Annotated in this window: 12 protein-coding genes; 1 reads left to right on the top strand and 11 read right to left on the bottom strand. The window is 51.5% G+C overall.

Annotated elements, in window-relative coordinates; translation table 11 throughout:
• Window positions 1-82: 82 nt before the first annotated feature.
• From T433_RS0109245 to pckA, 6 genes are all read right to left on the bottom strand, one after another.
• The gene (locus T433_RS0109245) at window positions 83-2,755 is read right to left on the bottom strand and encodes a BamA/OMP85 family outer membrane protein (RefSeq protein ID WP_027455602.1); all 2,673 of its coding nucleotides are present in this window, start codon (window positions 2,753-2,755) and stop codon (window positions 83-85) included.
• 66 nt (window positions 2,756-2,821) lie between these two features.
• A complete protein-coding gene (locus T433_RS0109240; protein ID WP_027449382.1) occupies window positions 2,822-3,574 on the bottom strand; it encodes an isoprenyl transferase in 753 nt (250 codons plus the stop codon).
• A gap of 22 nt (window positions 3,575-3,596) precedes the next feature.
• Window positions 3,597-4,301: a type IX secretion system protein PorG gene (porG, locus tag T433_RS0109235; RefSeq protein WP_027455601.1), complete on the bottom strand. Its 705-nt coding sequence runs from the start codon at window positions 4,299-4,301 to the stop codon at window positions 3,597-3,599.
• A 27-nt stretch (window positions 4,302-4,328) separates the two neighbouring features.
• The gene (locus tag T433_RS0109230; protein WP_027455600.1) at window positions 4,329-5,585 is read right to left on the bottom strand and encodes a DUF6242 domain-containing protein; all 1,257 of its coding nucleotides are present in this window, start codon (window positions 5,583-5,585) and stop codon (window positions 4,329-4,331) included.
• Window positions 5,586-6,017: 432 nt separating this feature from the next.
• A complete protein-coding gene (locus T433_RS0109225; RefSeq protein ID WP_027455599.1) occupies window positions 6,018-8,003 on the bottom strand; it encodes a sensor histidine kinase in 1,986 nt (661 codons plus the stop codon).
• Between the two features lie 146 nt (window positions 8,004-8,149).
• A complete protein-coding gene (gene pckA / locus T433_RS0109220; protein WP_027455598.1) occupies window positions 8,150-9,763 on the bottom strand; it encodes a phosphoenolpyruvate carboxykinase (ATP) in 1,614 nt (537 codons plus the stop codon).
• Window positions 9,764-9,993: 230 nt separating this feature from the next.
• Between pckA and upp the strand changes: the two genes are divergently transcribed.
• Window positions 9,994-10,650 (top strand): uracil phosphoribosyltransferase, encoded by a 657-nt coding sequence (gene upp, locus T433_RS0109215; protein ID WP_027455597.1) that lies wholly within the window; start codon window positions 9,994-9,996, stop codon window positions 10,648-10,650.
• 149 nt (window positions 10,651-10,799) lie between these two features.
• On the opposite strand, the gene T433_RS0109210 is transcribed toward upp, so the two are convergent.
• From T433_RS0109210 to dapB, 5 genes are read right to left on the bottom strand one after another with little or no spacing between them, the layout of a single operon-like run.
• Entirely contained in the window at window positions 10,800-13,280 is a 2,481-nt protein-coding gene (locus T433_RS0109210) for a glycoside hydrolase family 2 TIM barrel-domain containing protein (protein ID WP_027455596.1), read from the bottom strand.
• Between the two features lie 20 nt (window positions 13,281-13,300).
• Window positions 13,301-13,906, bottom strand: coding sequence for a WbqC family protein (locus T433_RS0109205; RefSeq protein WP_027455595.1), 606 nt, complete (start codon window positions 13,904-13,906; stop codon window positions 13,301-13,303).
• A complete protein-coding gene (lepB, locus tag T433_RS15945) occupies window positions 13,903-14,454 on the bottom strand; it encodes a signal peptidase I (protein WP_155808450.1) in 552 nt (183 codons plus the stop codon). Before lepB (T433_RS15945) ends, T433_RS0109205 begins: the two co-directional genes overlap by 4 nt.
• Window positions 14,455-14,464: 10 nt before the next feature.
• Window positions 14,465-15,958: a signal peptidase I gene (gene lepB, locus T433_RS0109195; protein WP_027455593.1), complete on the bottom strand. Its 1,494-nt coding sequence runs from the start codon at window positions 15,956-15,958 to the stop codon at window positions 14,465-14,467.
• A gap of 3 nt (window positions 15,959-15,961) precedes the next feature.
• Complete coding sequence (gene dapB / locus T433_RS0109190) at window positions 15,962-16,675, bottom strand: 4-hydroxy-tetrahydrodipicolinate reductase (protein ID WP_027449372.1); 714 nt, start codon at window positions 16,673-16,675, stop codon at window positions 15,962-15,964.
• Window positions 16,676-16,722: the final 47 nt, after the last annotated feature.

The following is a 16,722-nucleotide window of genomic DNA, read 5'->3' as shown; positions in this document are numbered from 1 at the left end:
CTAATCATATCTCTCACCTCTCAGTTCTCACCTCTCAGTTCTCACCTCTCATCTTGCGGCAAAGCCGCACCCTCTCAGTTCCCTAGAACTCCTGTCCAAGGATGAAGTGGAACTGGCTGCCACCCTTGTTCCATCCAGAGCCATTATACACCTTGTCAAAGCCGTAGGCCCAGTCGATACCCATCAGACCAACCATTGGCAGATAGATGCGCACACCAATACCGGCCGAACGCTTCATGTCGAAGGGATTGAAACTGCGGGTGTTGGCCCAGGCATTACCTCCTTCGAGGAATGTCAGACCGTAGATGGTGGTATTGCCCAGCATGAAGGGATAGCGAAGCTCCAGCGTGAAGCGGTCATAGGCGTAGGCATCGTAGTAGCCGTAGCCACCGGTAGAGCCAGCCTTCACGTTGGCAGAGTAAGAGAGCGAACCATTCTCGTAACCGCGCAGACCGATGGTCTCCTCGGCATAACTGGTGCTGTAGCCGCTCATACCGTCACCACCCACATAGAAGGTTTCGAAGGGTGACTTCTTATGCTGGTTGTAGGCACCCAGCAAACCGAACTCTACGCGGGTCATCAGCACGAAGCACTTCTGACCGCCGGTGAGGGCTGTATAGGTGCGACTCTTGAACTTCCACTTATGATACTCCACCCAGCGGTATTTCTCCTGCTGTTCGGCCTGGTAGCGCTCTTGGTCATTCTCATAAGTTGATGCCAGTGCCAGGTTCTTGTAGTCCTTGCCGTCAAAGAGTGACCAGGGTGGGGTAAGAGTTACGCTAAGCGAGAACTCTGAACCATGACGTGGGAACAGGGGGTTGTCTGTCGATGTTCGTGTGAGTGCCAGCGACAGGTTGAGGTTGTTGGAGTTACCGTTAGAGATAAGGAAGTAACGCCAGTCCTTCAGCATGTAGCGCTGATAGGCCAGGGTGGCCGAGAACTGGAAGTAGTCATCGGGCCAGCGCAGACGCTTACCCCATCCAACAGAAAGTCCGAACAGTTTCACGTATTTGTCGTCGTCAAGGAAGCTCTCGTAGTTGTTGAAGTAGCCACCATTATACATGCCTAAACCCTGAGATGACAACATATAGCTGTTCATCCATGACTGGTTATAGTAGTTGCTCGATACGTCGCTCTGCTTAGAGTAGTAGGCACCAATGTTAAAGGCGTTAGGACGCTTGCCGCCAAACCAGCCGGTAGAATAGTTACCACTCAGCGAACTGTAGTAGCGACCGTTGGTCTGGAAGCTGAGGCCGATCTGCTCGCCATCACCTGCAGGCAGGATGCCGCGGTGCAGCTTGTTCTTGCCCAGGAGGTTGCGTAGCGAGAAGTTGTTGAACTTGATACCTACACGACCGATGATACCTGTCTGTCCCCAACCCAGTGAGAGTTCCAACTGGTCGTTTGATTTCTGTTCCAGGTTCCAGTTGATATCTACAGTACCGTCTTCGTAGTTGGGTTCCACCTTCGGGTCGATGGCCTCAGGGTCGAAGTAGCCCATTGAGGCGATATCGCGGTAAGAACGTGTCAAGGCCTCTTTGTTGAACAGGTCACCGGGTTTGGTGCGCAGCTCACGACGTACGACCTCTTCGTAGAGGCGGTCGTTACCAAAGATGCGTACGTGGCTCAGGTGGGCCTGACGGTCTTCGTGGATGCGTACTTCAATATCGATAGAGTCTTCAACGATGTTGATTTCAGTTGGGTCAACGCTCGAGAATACATAACCATTGTTATAATAGTAGTTGCCCACGGCATCGTCGTCGGTCTTCAGACGCTTGTCCATCAACTTCTGGTTGTACACGTCGCCCTTCTTCATGCCCAGCACGGCATCCAGATAGTCAGTGTTTACCACGGTGTTGCCCACCCAAGAGATGTTGCGTAGATAGTATTTCTGTCCCTCGTCAATCTTCAAGTAGATGTTGAGGTGCTTCTCGTCGTTGTTCCAGATAGAGTCTTCCTCAATAGTGGCATCGCGGAATCCCAGCTCGTTGTAGCGTTCGATGAGCTTTTCTTTCGCCTCTTGATAGCGCTCGGGGGTGAACTTCTTGGACTTCAGGAAAGAAGACAGTTTGCCAGCTTCATGAATCTTGCCGAAGGCACCTTTCTTAAACAGGCTACCCTTAATCTTGGTGTCAGAGAGCTGCTTGTTGCCATCCAGGATGAGGTGACGTATCTTCATCTTATCTTTCTTGTCGATGTTTACATCCAGTACAACCTGATTCTTGCCAGTCACGTCGTCATGTTGGGTGATCTCAATCTCGGCGTTCTTGTAGCCTTTGTCGTCGAAATATTTCTTGGCCAGAATCTTTGCACGGTCAACAAGGTTCTTGGTCAGACTCATGCCCTTTGCCATGCCCAGCTTCGACTCGAGGTCTTCGCGCTCGCTCTTCTTCACACCCGTGTAGTGGATGGCAGAGATACGTGGGCGCAGAGCCAGATGGATGCACAGATAAACGCGCGAATCCACGATAGAGTCGGCGGTGATAGACACCTTTGAGAACAGTCCGTGCTTCCAGTAGCGTTTCACACCCTCGGTGATCTCAGCGCCAGGCACTTCAATCTGCTGACCAACAGAAAGTCCAGACAGGTTGATGAGTACATAGTCCTCATAGCCTTCTACACCTTCGGTTCTGATGCCACCGATGGTGCACTGGCGTGGTGTACCCGCATAAGAGATATCGGGGTTGACAATGACGTTCTGTGCATTTATAGTGAATAGTGGAGCCTGCAGAAGGAGGAATGCTGCGCAGAGCATCAGTTTGGTCTTCTTCATGCCTTTCTTCACCATATTATATATGATCTTATTATTCATCTTTACAGTTCACTTTTCATTCTTCACATCCTCTTCTTCTACCTGGGCTTCGGTCTTGCCGAAACGGCGCTGGCGCTGCTGGAAGCTACCGATGGCCTTGTGCAGGTCTTCCTCCATAAAGGCGGGCCAGTAGGTGTCGCAGAAATACAACTCGGAATAGGCAATCTGCCACAACAGATAGTTAGAGATGCGCACCTCGCCGCCCGTACGAATCAGTAGATCGGGATCGGGCATGAAGTTGGTCCATAGGTTCTGGTCGATAGTGGTCTCGTTGATATCCTCGACCTTGAGCAGACCGTCTTTCACCTGCTGAGCGATGCTCTGAGTGGCTTTGACGATCTCAAGTTTTGAAGAGTAGCTCAGCGCTACGACCATGGTCATAGCGCTATTGTTGGCTGTATGCTGTTCGGTCTCGTCAAGCTTCTTGTTGACTTCGGCAGGAATGCGACTGCGGTCGCCTATCACACGGAAACGAACGTTGTTCTTCATGAAGATCTCGTCCTCAAGCGAGGTCAGTACCAGTCCCATCAGGGCTGCCACCTCGTCGGTAGGGCGGTTCCAGTTTTCCGTAGAGAAGGTGTAGAGCGTGAGATACTTCACACCCAATCGTACACACTCCTTGGTGATGCGGCGCACGGTTTCCACTCCGGCCTGGTGGCCGTAGGTGCGCTCCTTGCCACGTTCCATGGCCCAACGGCCATTACCGTCCATGATGATGGCAATGTGCTGGGGGATGCGCGTCATATCTAATGCATATTCCATAATGCTTATCGTTATTTCATTGTTAATCGTCGTCATTCATGCAGGTCTTACACTTCGTCCATAGGTCGTAGGTAAGTGACAGCTGCAAGGTGCTGTAGCAGTCGGTGTTCTTAAAGAGGCCGCTGCTCTTGATGCCGTAGGGGTCTGCCAGTCCGTCGAGCTTGTCGGTGCCTGTGAAGTGCATCAGCCATTCTGCTGATAGGTTCAGGCGGTTGGCAACCTTATATTTCACGCCTATGCCGAAAGGCATCTGGAAACCGGTCGATGACTTCTTGAAGTTGTCGAGGCCGGTGACGTCGGCATTGGCAAAGGTGAGTCCCATGCCCAGTGCGATGAAGGGCGTAAAGGGACGTGCACCGTGGTATTCCTGTCCTGTGCCGTAGGGCCAGAAGTTGTATTCGAAGGTGACGTCAAAGTCCACCGTCTTAGTCTTGAAGTTCCATGCCTCTCCGTTCAGCACGGGATAGACGGTCTCCGCATTGGATGAAGAACCGTCCAGTTTGCCAAAACGCAGGTTGGCGGCCCATGCGGTGCGAGGGTTTGGCTTGTATTTTGCCACCACTCCTGCCATGGCGTTCTGTCCTCTGAGCAGGTTGGCATCCAAATCGCCCACGTAACTCTGTGCACCTGCTCCAGCACCTATTTCCATGCGGTATTCAGGTTCTTCCTGCGCTTTTGTCCCAAGGACGCCCAGCAGCAGACAAGTGGTGAGAATCAGGATTCGCATCGTCAAAAGCCTTGTCTCCTTTCGTTTTTATTTCTTATAGCCTTTCCACAGTTCTCCGCTATTGGTAATCACCCAAAGGCGTCCCTGCGAGTCGGTGGTCATGCTGAACTGCGTGCCCTGCACGGATGTGGGCAACTGATAGATGGATTCCTCGCGCCAGGTGAGGCCCTGGTCGCGGCTCTCGTAGATGGTCTTGGCATCGCCAATGGCCAGTACGTGACCGTTGTAGCAGGTCAGCGACAGGTGCTCTTGTATAGGCAGCGTGTAGCGGTTGCTGTCATCCAGTCCCATGAACACCCACTTGTTGTTGGCTTCTGTGTCGTAGCAGCTCAGCTTGCGCCATACGGATGTCTGGTTGTTGGCATACGAAGCATCGCCAACCATCAGGACATAGTCGGTATTGTTGGCAGAGGCATAGGGCCAGCTGATCATGGCGATATTATTGGCAGGCAGCAGCGAGGCAGCTTCGTCGAGTGTCTCATTGGTCCAGTCTTTTGCATAGGCATCAGCAGAAACTTTCAGCATGCCGTCGTTACCCAGTGCATACAGTTCTTTGCTGCTGGCACCCAGGAGCTGTTTCAGATTGGCATTGGTATAGACCACGCCATCGGCCAGCGACCAGTTCTCCAGATCTTCTGACGCCTCTACATAACCCTGACCGTTGATGCGATAGCCCTTGCCAGCTCTCATCACCACACCATCATCTACCAGCTTGACGGTGTCAGCGAAAGGCACCAGTTTCTTGGCTGTCCAACCAGCGAGGGCTGCGTCGTCCTTCATCTTGGTCCATCCGAAGTCCAGTCCTTCGGTGTTGTTGACGTTCAGCGTCACGGTGTAGTCGCGATAGCCCGAATTGTCAATCGCGAAGATGCGGAATGTGCGTGGCTGTGAGAAGTCGATAGAGTCTGTAGAGCTGTACCATGACAAAGAATCGCTGGTCATGGATTTCAGCGTGATCCATCCACTGTTCTTCGACACTACAGTACAAACAACGTGCTTGATGTCTGTACCCAGTGGCAGAGACGTCTGATTATAAATCTGATGTCCCAGCTGGTCGATGGTCATTTTATAGTCAGAGCCAGTCAACGTGGTCCTGATGATTGTATCATTGCCTGTCGTTGACGAGGTGGTATGGGTGTCTCTATTCAGCGTTCCCAAGGTGAAGGATGTGATGGCCACATCGCTGTGTGGGGTTATTTCTTCCGTGTCGCCATCGCCCAGACATGAGGCAAGCAACATGGGTGCCACCAGCAGAACGCCAAGGTTCCTAAAAACTCTTTTCATTTCTTATTGTTTAAACAATTTAGGTGCAAAGGTAAAAACAATTCCTCAATTATTGTACTTTTTCACCTTATTATTAATGAAAAAATATCATTCTTTGTTCTATTTTAAGTTGTTTTAGTGTTTTTCCATGCTGTGTTCTTTCAAAAATAAATAAAAAAAGAGCGCGGTATGAATCACTCACCCCGCGCTCCTTTCAACGGATGCAAGTCACCAATTGGTTAAACTTACATGACCGTCGGAAAATCTAATAACATAATCTTTACCTTAAATCTATTAACTACTAACCTAATGAATAACGTGTATAGTCATCTCGACTACGGATGCAAAGGTACAAAGAATTTCTTTCAGTTGTATCGTTAAGACACATTTCTTAACACATTTATAACACGATTTTAAATAAATAAAGATTTATAGGTACAAAAATGACACTTATTAACTCAAAGGAAGCGTCATAATGAACCTTGCGCCGCCTGTAAAGGTGGTGTCGAGGGTGATGTCGCCACCCAGTCTTCGTGCTATACTGCGAGCCACAGTGAGTCCAATTCCCATACCTTCGTAGTAGGAATCCAACTGAACGAACTCTTCAAATATGTGTTCGGCCTCCGATGGTGGCACACCAATGCCAGAATCTTCGACGGCGAATGCGATGAGGTTATCGGCTTGGAGATCGGCCTTCAGGCGAATCTTACCAATAGACTGACCGTTGGCCTCGCCTGTGGGCTTCTGCAAGAACTTGCGGGCGTTGGCCAGAATCAGCGAGAGTGCTCTCACCGACTGGTCGTAGTTGGTGAGCAGCGTCTTATTGTTGGCTTCGGGGGCTATCTCTGTGCGGAAGTCAATCATCTTGTAGGATGACATGCCTACAGACTCTACGGCGCTGATGATGATCTGCTCCACGGTGATGGTGTCATTCTTCTCGATGACCGATGTGCTATTGGCATCGCTGAGCTCCAGCATTTTGTTGACCAGTTCGGTGATGCGTGCGGTGTTCTTCGTGATTCGTTCGTTCACCTCGGCACGTGTCTCTTCGTCCAGTTCAACGTCGGTTGAGGTCAGCACCTGTGTGAAGCCCGAGAGGATGTTGAGTGGCGTACGAATCTCGTGCGACATCTGTTTGATGAACATCGTCTTCATCTTCGACGATTCCTCGGCCTTCTCGTTGGCGATGGTCAACTGCTTATAGGCGTCGGTCAACTTCTGGTGCTCTTGTGCCAAACGCAGTCTTGAGCGGTGACGGATGATGCTGACTACCAGCATGATGAAGAAGAGGATGGCGGCAAAGGCCTTGATGAAGTTCATCTGGCGCTGTTTGAGGGCGTCTTTCTCTTTCTCCTGCTGCGTGCGCAGTTCGTCCAGTTCATAGCGCTTGGCCATCTCGTTCAACTCGTGCTGGCTGTCGGCCTGGTTGAGCGAGTCTTTCAAGCGGTCGAACTCGTTTCTCAGTTTGAGCGCTTCGCGATACATGCCCATGGCCTCCAGAATCTCTGCACGGCGTTCCACAGCTTTCATGTAGATCGTAGGACCGAGCTTCTTACTTTCTGCGTATTCCTTATTATTATATGCAATGGCTGTGGCATAGTCTTTCGATGCCAATGCCAGCTTTGAACGTGAACTTGTGACGTAGGCTACACCAAAGACGGTGTTGCCGCTGTGCTCCACGTAGTATTGCATGGAGTCAAGGTCGTCGGTGGCCTGTGCCAGGTCTTGCTGCGAGAAGTGAAAGCCGAAGAGGGCCTTATAGTATTGATAGAGCCACAGCGCTTTGGTGTCGTCGTATTTATCGCTTTCCTGGAAAGTCTTGTCAAGTGTGGCCTTCCACAGTGTGAGCACTTCCTCGTTGCTTTTCAGGTCGTGCTTCTCCTCCAGTGTGCTGCTGTAGTAATAGTAGATGACGAACAGCACCGAGGGGTCGCAGTCCTTCGGATAGCGCCTCAGAGCCTCTTCAAAGCCGATGGTGGCCTCTTCATAGTTCTCCTGACAGGCATAGACCAGGGCCATGGCGTATTTGGCCAGTGCCAGACCATAGGCGTTGTTGCGCTCGGTGGCATCAGAGTGCATGAGGTTCGACTCCTCCAGGGCGCGCTTGACATCGCCGCTGAAGGTGCACTTGTTGACCAGCAGCATCCAGGAATAGTAGTACCAGTTCCATTGTTGATGCTCCTTGTCAAAGGCCATGTCTTCTGCAACCTGTTTGAACAGTGAGTCTTTAAGATTGTTGTTATAGTAGAATTCGGCTTTCTTTGCCCGTTGGTAGGCAGAGTCAGCCCAGATAGAATCAACTCCGTTTTCAGCTGCAAAAGGGACCAGAGGGCGATTGCAAGCCGAAAGAAATAAAAGCATAGCAGCACCAATAAGGCACAGTTGATGAGAGGGTAAAACGTTCATCAGTAGCAGGACGAAACTGCGACTCTTCTTCATGATAAATGGTTTAAAGGTTTTTTGGTGTTGCAAAGATACAAAAAAAAGAGGTAAAGCAAAGCCTTACCTCTTCTATTGTGAAGGATTTAACAAATCTTTCAATTTTTAGCCCTAAACAAGCGCCTTTACAGCGCTGTTTCGCTGTTTTAGAGCTTTGGACCAGCAGCAACAAGTGCCTTACCAGCCTCGTTACCCTCGTACTTCTTGAAGTTCTTGATGAAGCGAGCAGCCAGATCCTTAGCCTTCTCCTCCCACTCAGCTGCAGTAGCGTAAGTGTCGCGGGGATCCAGGATGCCAGAGTTAACGTTAGGCAACTCTGTGGGAACCTCGAAGTCGAAGAAAGGAACCTTCTTGGTGGGAGCCTTCAGGATGCTGCCATCCAGGATAGCGTCGATGATACCACGTGTATCGGGGATAGAGATACGCTTGCCGGTACCGTTCCAACCAGTGTTAACGAGGTAAGCCTTAGCACCGCTCTTCTCCATCTTCTTAACCAGCTCCTCAGCGTACTTTGTGGGGTGCAGCTCGAGGAATGCCTGGCCGAAGCAAGCAGAGAATGTAGGAGTAGGCTCAGTGATACCACGCTCTGTACCAGCCAGCTTAGCTGTGAAACCAGACAGGAAGTAGTACTTGGTCTGCTCGGGAGTCAGGATAGATACTGGGGGCAGTACGCCGAATGCGTCAGCTGACAGGAAGATAACGTTCTTAGCGTCAGGACCAGCACTCTTACCATTTACCTTCTGAGCGATCTTCTCGATGTGATCGATAGGATAAGAAACACGAGTGTTCTCAGTTACGCTCTTATCAGCGAAGTCGATCTTACCCTCTGCGTCAACAGTTACGTTCTCCAGCAGAGCGTTGCGCTTGATAGCACCGTAGATGTCGGGCTCGTTCTCCTTGCTCAGGTTGATAACCTTAGCATAGCAACCACCCTCGAGGTTGAATACACCCTCGTCGTCCCATCCGTGCTCGTCGTCACCAATCAGCAGACGCTTAGGATCGGTTGACAGAGTGGTCTTACCTGTACCAGACAGACCGAAGAAGATAGCGGTGTTCTTACCCTCCATGTCGGTGTTAGCAGAGCAGTGCATTGAAGCGATACCCTGCAGGGGGAGGTAGTAGTTCTGCATTGAGAACATACCCTTCTTCATCTCACCACCGTACCATGTGTTGATGATAACCTGCTCGCGGCTTGTTGTGTTGAAGGCAACACAAGTCTCTGAGTTCAGACCCAGCTCCTTGTAGTTCTCAACCTTTGCCTTAGAGGCGTTATAGATTACGAAGTTAGGCTTGAAGTTCTCCAGCTCCTCAGCGGTGGGCTGAATGAACATGTTTGTAACGAAGTGTGCCTGCCAAGCTACCTCAACGATGAAGCGAACAGCCAGACGAGTACCCTCGTTAGCACCGCAGAATGCGTCAACTACATACAGGTTCTTGTTGCAGAGCTCCTTAACGGCGATCTCCTTAACCTTTGCCCATACGTCCTCGCTCATGGGGTGGTTGTCGTTCTTATACTCCTCAGAAGTCCACCATACCTTGTCCTTGCTCTGTGCATCGCAAACGATGTACTTGTCCTTAGGTGAACGGCCGGTGTAGATACCTGTCATCACGTTAACAGCGTTCAGCTCAGTGTTCTGACCCTTGTCATAGCCAGTCAGCTCAGCCTTAGTCTCCTCTGCGAACAGAGTCTCATACGAAGGATTGTGAGCAATCACGGTAGAACCGGTGATGCCATACTGCGTTAAATCTAACTTTGCCATTTTTCTTTCTTAAATATTTAAAAATTACTATGTGTGATTCTTTTTACGGGTGCAAAGTTACGAATAAATTCAGAATTGCTACTTGAATCAAGCTACTTATTTGTGCGCGCACAAAGCTTTTTTTGGTTAAAGTATCAAAAAATAAAGTGTTTTGCTGCTTTTTTGGCACGCGGAGTTTACAAAATTAAAATGGGTTTTGTATCTTTGTCCTCAATTTTAAAGCTTACACTATGAACATCATTAATTTCAGTGAACAGAATTCCGTCATGAACCATTTCATGGCTGAAATTCGCGACAAGAGCTATCAGAAGAACCGTTTGCTGTTCCGCAATAACATCGAGCGCATTGGCGAGATGATGGCTTATGAGATTTCTAAAACGTTAACCTACAAGACGAAAACGGTTACTACACCTTTAGGTACTATCGATATACCTCTCGTGAAGGACGAGGTGGTCCTGGCCACTGTGCTGCGTGCCGGTCTGCCTTTCCACGAGGGCTTTTTGAGAGTGTTCGACCATGCTGCCAACGCCTTCGTCTCGGCCTATCGTATGTACACGAATCGTGAGCATACAGAGGTGGGCGTGCATACGGAATACCTGGCTTCGCCATCGGTCAAGGGCAAGACGCTCATCATCGTTGATCCCATGTTGGCCACCGGTGGTTCGATGGTAGCAGCCTATCAGGCTCTGTTGAAGACCGGCAAGCCCGCCAGTGTTCATATTGCCAGTGTGATTGGCACGCCCGAAGGTGTTGAGATGCTGAAGAGCAACCTGCCCGAGGATACCTCACTCTGGTGCGCCGCCATCGACCCAGGCATGAACGAACAGAAATACATTGTTCCGGGCTTCGGTGATTGCGGTGACCTGTGTTATGGCGAGAAACTTTAGTCTGGCGTCTCCTCCCGACGCATCTCCAAAGGGAGGGGCTTTTAAAAATCTAGTGAACCTGGAAAGGCCTATGCGACTTTCCAGGTTCACTACTTTTTATGCCTCCCCAAGGGGAGGTTATGTCGGGTACCTATGGCAGTTAAGAGGGATTATCTAACCCCAATCAGAACCTTCTGCGACAGCTTGCGTTGTGAGTCCTTGACTGTTAGCTCAATCTGGCCTCGCTCCTTTCCTGCTTCAACAATCACAACCAGTTGACCAGCAAAGAGTTTCATCGTGGGTTCGGTGAATGACTCTAGCGATGTGGCATCGCCGTTGCAGACGGCCTTGAAAGTGCCGGCACCTGCCACCTCGAAGGTCAGTTGATCAGTGGCGTCGGGAATCAGGTTGCCATCTTTGTCGGTGAGCTGCAGGGTGACGAAGGCTAGGTCGTTTTCGTTGGCTTTCAGGAAGTCGCCATCATGCTGTGTCCATACGTTGGCCTGCAGTCTGGCAGGCTTTCCAGCTGTCTTCACAGTCTTCTTTCCAGCCACCTTGCCATTGTCGTCATAGACCACCACCTTCAGTTTGCCGGGCTGATACTTCACGTTGTTCCAGCGCAGGCGATAGCGGTCCAGGCGCTCCTTTGTATTCTTTTTGATGCGTCCCTGACTCTTGCCGTTCACAAAGAGTTCAGCTTCGTTATAGTCCGTATAACAATAGACGGGTGTCACCTGTCCTATGCGGTCCTTGCCCCATGTCCAGTGTGGCAACAAATGGATGGTGTGCGCATCGTTGCGCCAGTGCGAGCGATACAGGAAATAACGGTCTTTGGGCAGTCCTGCCAGATCACAGATGCCGAAATAGCTGCTGCGGCTGGGCCAGTATTCGTCATAGGGCGTTGGTTCACCCAGGTAGTCGAAACCCGTCCACACGAACTCACCGATGACCCAGTCTTTATCGTCCTGCCACACCCAGTCGTCGTCGGGCAAGTTACTCCATGAGCACCATTCAACGTCGTACGAAGAGCATTGTCCGTCCTGGTGGAAAGCTTTTCCTTCACGGCTGTCGGCAGCCTGAGGCACCACAGGAAACTTATACACGCCGCGCGACGAGACGGTTGATGCTGTTTCGGAACCCAACAAAAAGCCCTGTGGCAACTGCTTGATATTGTTCTCGTACTTATGAACACGGTAGTTGAATCCCGGCACGTCCATGACCTGCGCAAAACCACTTTTAAGAGCCTGTTCTGCACGATCCATGCCTTGTGTGACAGGACGTGTGGGGTCCAGACGGTGACACAGGTTCTGCAGATGAGCAGCAATCTCCGTGCCTTCCTTCGACCACTGCTCGGGTATCTCGTTGCCAATGCTCCACATCACGATGCTGGGGTGGTTGCGGTTGGCACGCACCAGATTCTCAATGTCGCAGTCGGCCCACTCCTTGAAGAAGCGTGCGTAACCGTTCTTACACTTAGGATAAATCCACATGTCGAAGCTCTCGGCCATCACCATCATACCCAGCGAGTCGCACACCTCCATCTGCATCTGACTCGGCATGTTGTGGGCTGTACGGATGGCGTCGCAGCCCATCTCCTTCATAATCTTAATCTGACGTATCAGTGCCGCCTTGTTGACGGCAGCACCGAGTGGTCCCAGGTCGTGGTGCAGACAGACACCTTTCAGCTTGCGTGTCACGCCATTCAGTTGGAAGCCGCCTTCCTTCGACACTTTGACTGTGCGCAGTCCCACCTTCATGGTTTTTTGGTCGATGACCTTTCCGAAGTCATCATACACGTTGGGGTTGCCCTTACCATCGCAGAGCGTGATGCGTAACGTATAGAGGTCGGGCGTCTCGGGAGTCCACAACTTGGCGTTGGGAATCATGAAGGTGCCCACTGCCGTTGATGTACCCTTGCGCATAGGTGCAGGACTCACAAATGTATGGTCTTCTCCGTTGGGCGCAATAAGCTCCATCGTTACGGGCAGTTGACCGTCAGCCACAGGCACCTCGACAGTAAACTTCGTCACGTCGTGCCCGTTTTTCGTTTTCATGGCGTGCAGTTCCGTCTTAGTGGTGATGCCCCAGTCGTCGATATGCGCCTGTTGCGGTGTGAGAATCAGCTTGACCGGGCGATAGATGCCGGCGCCGGGATACCAGCGCGAGCTCTCCTCAAGATTCTTGAGGTCAACCCTCAGTTTGTTGTCGCCAGCCACAATCAGTTTGCTGATATCTATGCGAAAGGCGTTATAGCCATAGGCCCAGTAGCCGGCATGCTGTCCGTTGACAGATACTGTTGGTTCTGCCATGGCACCGTCGAACACCAGTTCGGCATGTCCCTTGAAGTTCTCGGGAATAGAAAAGATACGCTCGTAGTGTCCCTCGCCAATCCAAGGCAGAGCACCGCTGCGTCCACTTTTCTCTGTGGCCTCTTTCTCGCCATTCTGTTCGATGGCCACCACCTGCAGGTCCCATTTCTTGTCGAAAGGACCACTGATGGCCCAGTCGTGCGGCACGCTGACGGTCTCCCATGACTTCATGTCACGCGAGAATTGCCAGTTGTCTTGCAGGGTTATTTCTTGTCGGGGCTGTGCCCATGCTGTTGTAGCACACACAAGAGTCAGTAGTGAAGTTAGTAGGCTTGTTTTCATATAGCTTGGTATTTTTATTGTTATAAGTAGAAAATGGCTTCTGGTCCCATGTTAAACAGCAGGTCCAGGATGCTCAGGTTCGGCAGAAAGCCGTGCTTTTCCCGGAATACCTGGTAGTAGGGCTTGGTCACAAAACTCTCGTCGGGCAATGGGCGCTTGGGGCGTATCACCTCGCGGAAATCATCCGCATCGCTGTTGGCCGCATATTGCTCCGTGCGACGTACTGCGGGATGGATGTCTAGCAGTTCGCACATGGTCTGTGCGATGGCTTCGTTATAGTCTATCAGGCGTTCCCAGTTTCTCTCAAAGAAAAACGGTCTGATGTCATCTTCATAGAATTCAAAAAACGGCGAGTCGCCGTAGGCCGAAGCGATAGCCTGCCAGTGCACATGTCGCCAGTTGCCATGGTCGCTCAACCGCATGTTGGCAATACGGTCGTCGGCTCCATGCTCCACAGGGAAAGATAGTGCTTGAACACCCTGCGTAGTTGCTATCATACAACGGTTGCGGTAGGTCTGTTTCTGAAACGACTCATGCTGTTCGATTTCAACCTCGTCGTAGCGGTTCAGCTTCTGATACCATTGTATTGGTCCGAAATAGGTTGTTGCTAGTAATGCCTTTCTCATAGTGGAACAAACATTCTGTAATAGCGCCATCCTTTGTGTATCGGATCTGCCGTGTTGCGGCTATACACAACCATGCAGACACGTCCGATGATGTATTCCTCGGCGATAAATCCCTGCGTAGGGCCCTCTTTCGTCTTGTCGTTATGCAGCGATTCCACCCAATAGTAGTCGCGGTCGGCACAGTCCTTGATGCTTGGCACCACCACCGTACCCTCGGCCGTGGTAATGGTGTCGCCAGGCAACGCCTTACAGCGACAAATCAGCATTTGTCTGTTTGCAGAGTCTGCGGGGTTCTCAAAAGCTATCAGGTCGCCACGTTTCACCTCCTGCCGGCCCACTCTGCCATAGCTGAACAGCTTGCCTGTTCCGCCAATGCGCAGACCGTAGCTCCAGCGGTTCACCAATACGTGGTCACCCTCCAAGAGCGTAGGCTCCAGTCCATTTCCTGCTATGGTACACATCGTCACACCAGTGGTCCTGAAGACTAGCATCAGGACGAAGGCGATGACAAGCGCCAATAGGAAACGAACCAGACTCCTTTTACTCACACTATTTCATTTACTTGATATTATCGACCATGCGGAACAGACGGTTCCAGCGTATGCCCGAGATGAGGCCGCGGTCGGGATCTTTCGACCACCAGATGAAGATAGGCTTACCCACGATGTGGTCCTCGGGCACGAAGCCCCAGTAGCGCGAGTCTGCCGAGTTATGACGGTTGTCGCCCATCATCCAGTAGTAGTCCATCTTAAAGGTGTATTTCTTGCTCTCTTTGCCATTGATGAAAATCTTGCCGTCGCGAATCTGCAAGTCGTTCTTCTCGTAGATCTTGATGGGGCGTTCATAGATGGCAATGTTGTCGAGTGTCAGGTCGATGGTCTCGCCCTTCTTCGGAATCCACACCGGTCCGTAGTTGTCGCGCGTCCAGTGGTAGTTGCCGTTCTGTGGGTAGATGTCCCACGTGTCTCCGCCTTTCACTGGTGTGATGTTGACCACCAGGTCCGAGCGCTTCTTCAGTGCCTCGTAGGTGGCTCGTGTCATGGGCATGATCACGTGCGAATAGAGCAGTTCCACGTAGCCATTGCTGTCCAGCGCGCCGCGGTCGGCCGTTGACAGGTTCAGGTCTTCCAGCGTGATGTGCAGCTCCTTCAGCAGGTCGTCGGTCAGTTGGGCATGTTCCACAAACTGTACGTCGTATTCGAACTGCGCATTGTCGGGCTCCTTGTTGGGCTTACCGTCCAGGTAGATCACCTTATCCACGATCTGAAGCGTCTGGCCGGGCAGTCCCACGCAGCGCTTCACGTAGTTCTCACGACGGTCGGTGGGACGTGTGTCGATGTCGCCAAACGACGCATGGTTCTGACGAATATACTGGCTGCCCAGATAGTAGATCTCCTCGAAGCGCTTCAGCTGGTCGGCCTTCGACAGCGAGTCGATGCTCACGGCATCGGGGTACAGCTGCTCATAGATGCCGTGGCCGTAGCCGTAGCACAGGTGGTAGTATTCTGTCTGCATGAAAGCACAGATGGTATCGCCGGCGGGGTAGTTGAACACCACGATGTCGTTCAGCTCCACGTTGCCCAGACCTTTCACGCGGCGATAGTCCCAGTGGGGCCATTCCACATACGACTTCATGTTGCCGATGGGCAGCGTGTGCTGCGTTAGGGGCACCGTGAGGGGCGTTTCAGGAATGCGGGGACCGTAGCTCACCTTCGATACGAACAGGTAGTCGCCTGTCAGCAGCGACTTCTCCAGTGAAGAAGAGGGGATGACGTAGTTCTGGAAGAAGAACTGATTGATGAAATAGACGGCCACCAGCGCAAAGACGATGGCATCGACCCACGACATCACAAAGCGCGTGGGACCCTCAGCATCCTTCCACCACTGCCAGTCGATCTTTTTCGAGATATAGGCGTCATAGATGAAAGGCAACACCAGGAGGCCCAGCCATGACTCTACCCAATAGAGGAACAGCAGCCACAAGATCGTGACAATCACGAACTTGGTCCACTGCACCTTCATATTTAGCTTTTTCTTTTCTCTTTTTTCCATGTCTTAGAATTTAAACATATCACTGATGGTCAGCAGACCCGTGTGCTCCTTGGTGTATTCTGCTGCCAGCACAGCACCCAGCGCGAAGCCGCGACGCGAGTGCGCGTCGTGTGTGATGCTGATCATGTCGGCATCGCTGTCATAGCGAATGGTGTGGATGCCTGGCACCTCACCGCGGCGGATATGGTCTATGCGCAGCAGTTTGGGATCGGTGGTATCCTCGGCCCAAGCCTCCTTGCGGTCGATGGCCTCCACGATTTCCTCGCCCAGGGTGATAGCTGTACCGCTGGGATGGTCCAACTTATGCACATGGTGCGTCTCTTCCAGCTCTACATCGTACTGTGGGAACTGGTTCATAATCTTAGCCAGATAGCGGTTGACTGCCGAGAAAATGGCCACGCCGATAGAGAAGTTAGAGGCCCAGAACAGCGTCTTGCCGTTCTCGCAGGCGTTTCTCACCTCGTCGCCGTGCTCCTTCATCCAACCTGTTGAACCGCTGACCACCTTCACGCCCTTGCTCCAGGCTTTCTGGTAGTTGCCAAAGGCTGCGGTGGGGTTTGTAAACTCGATGGCCACATCCGCTGATGCGAAGGCCTCACTGTCAAAGTCCTGTTGATTTTGAATGTCGATGACACTCACAATTTCATGGCCTCGGCTGATGGCAATCTCTTCAATCATTTTACCCATCTTGCCGTAGCCTATCAAAGCAATCTTCATGTTGTAATTCGTGTTAATACGGGTGCAAAGATAAAAAAAATCTACGA

It is taken from the genome of Xylanibacter brevis ATCC 19188 (genome assembly GCF_000621725.1).
GTDB lineage: Bacteria > Bacteroidota > Bacteroidia > Bacteroidales > Bacteroidaceae > Prevotella > Prevotella brevis.
The sequence above is the reverse complement of the archived record's forward strand: the minus strand, read 5'-3'. Positions and strand labels throughout refer to the sequence as shown.

Excerpts from the sequence above, each read along its gene's own strand:
- pckA (WP_027455598.1), bottom strand. The coding sequence starts at position 9,763 with ATGGCAAAGTTAGATTTAACGCAGTATGGCATCACCGGTTCTACCGTG.
- dapB (WP_027449372.1), bottom strand. The coding sequence starts at position 16,675 with ATGAAGATTGCTTTGATAGGCTACGGCAAGATGGGTAAAATGATTGAA.
- T433_RS0109205 (WP_027455595.1), bottom strand. The coding sequence starts at position 13,906 with ATGAGAAAGGCATTACTAGCAACAACCTATTTCGGACCAATACAATGG.
- upp (WP_027455597.1), top strand. The coding sequence starts at position 9,994 with ATGAACATCATTAATTTCAGTGAACAGAATTCCGTCATGAACCATTTC.
- T433_RS0109225 (WP_027455599.1), bottom strand. The coding sequence starts at position 8,003 with ATGAAGAAGAGTCGCAGTTTCGTCCTGCTACTGATGAACGTTTTACCC.
- T433_RS0109245 (WP_027455602.1), bottom strand. The coding sequence starts at position 2,755 with ATGCTCTGCGCAGCATTCCTCCTTCTGCAGGCTCCACTATTCACTATA.
- lepB (WP_027455593.1), bottom strand. The coding sequence starts at position 15,958 with ATGGAAAAAAGAGAAAAGAAAAAGCTAAATATGAAGGTGCAGTGGACC.
- T433_RS0109210 (WP_027455596.1), bottom strand. The coding sequence starts at position 13,280 with ATGAAAACAAGCCTACTAACTTCACTACTGACTCTTGTGTGTGCTACA.
- T433_RS0109240 (WP_027449382.1), bottom strand. The coding sequence starts at position 3,574 with ATGGAATATGCATTAGATATGACGCGCATCCCCCAGCACATTGCCATC.
- T433_RS0109230 (WP_027455600.1), bottom strand. The coding sequence starts at position 5,585 with ATGAAAAGAGTTTTTAGGAACCTTGGCGTTCTGCTGGTGGCACCCATG.
- porG (WP_027455601.1), bottom strand. The coding sequence starts at position 4,301 with ATGCGAATCCTGATTCTCACCACTTGTCTGCTGCTGGGCGTCCTTGGG.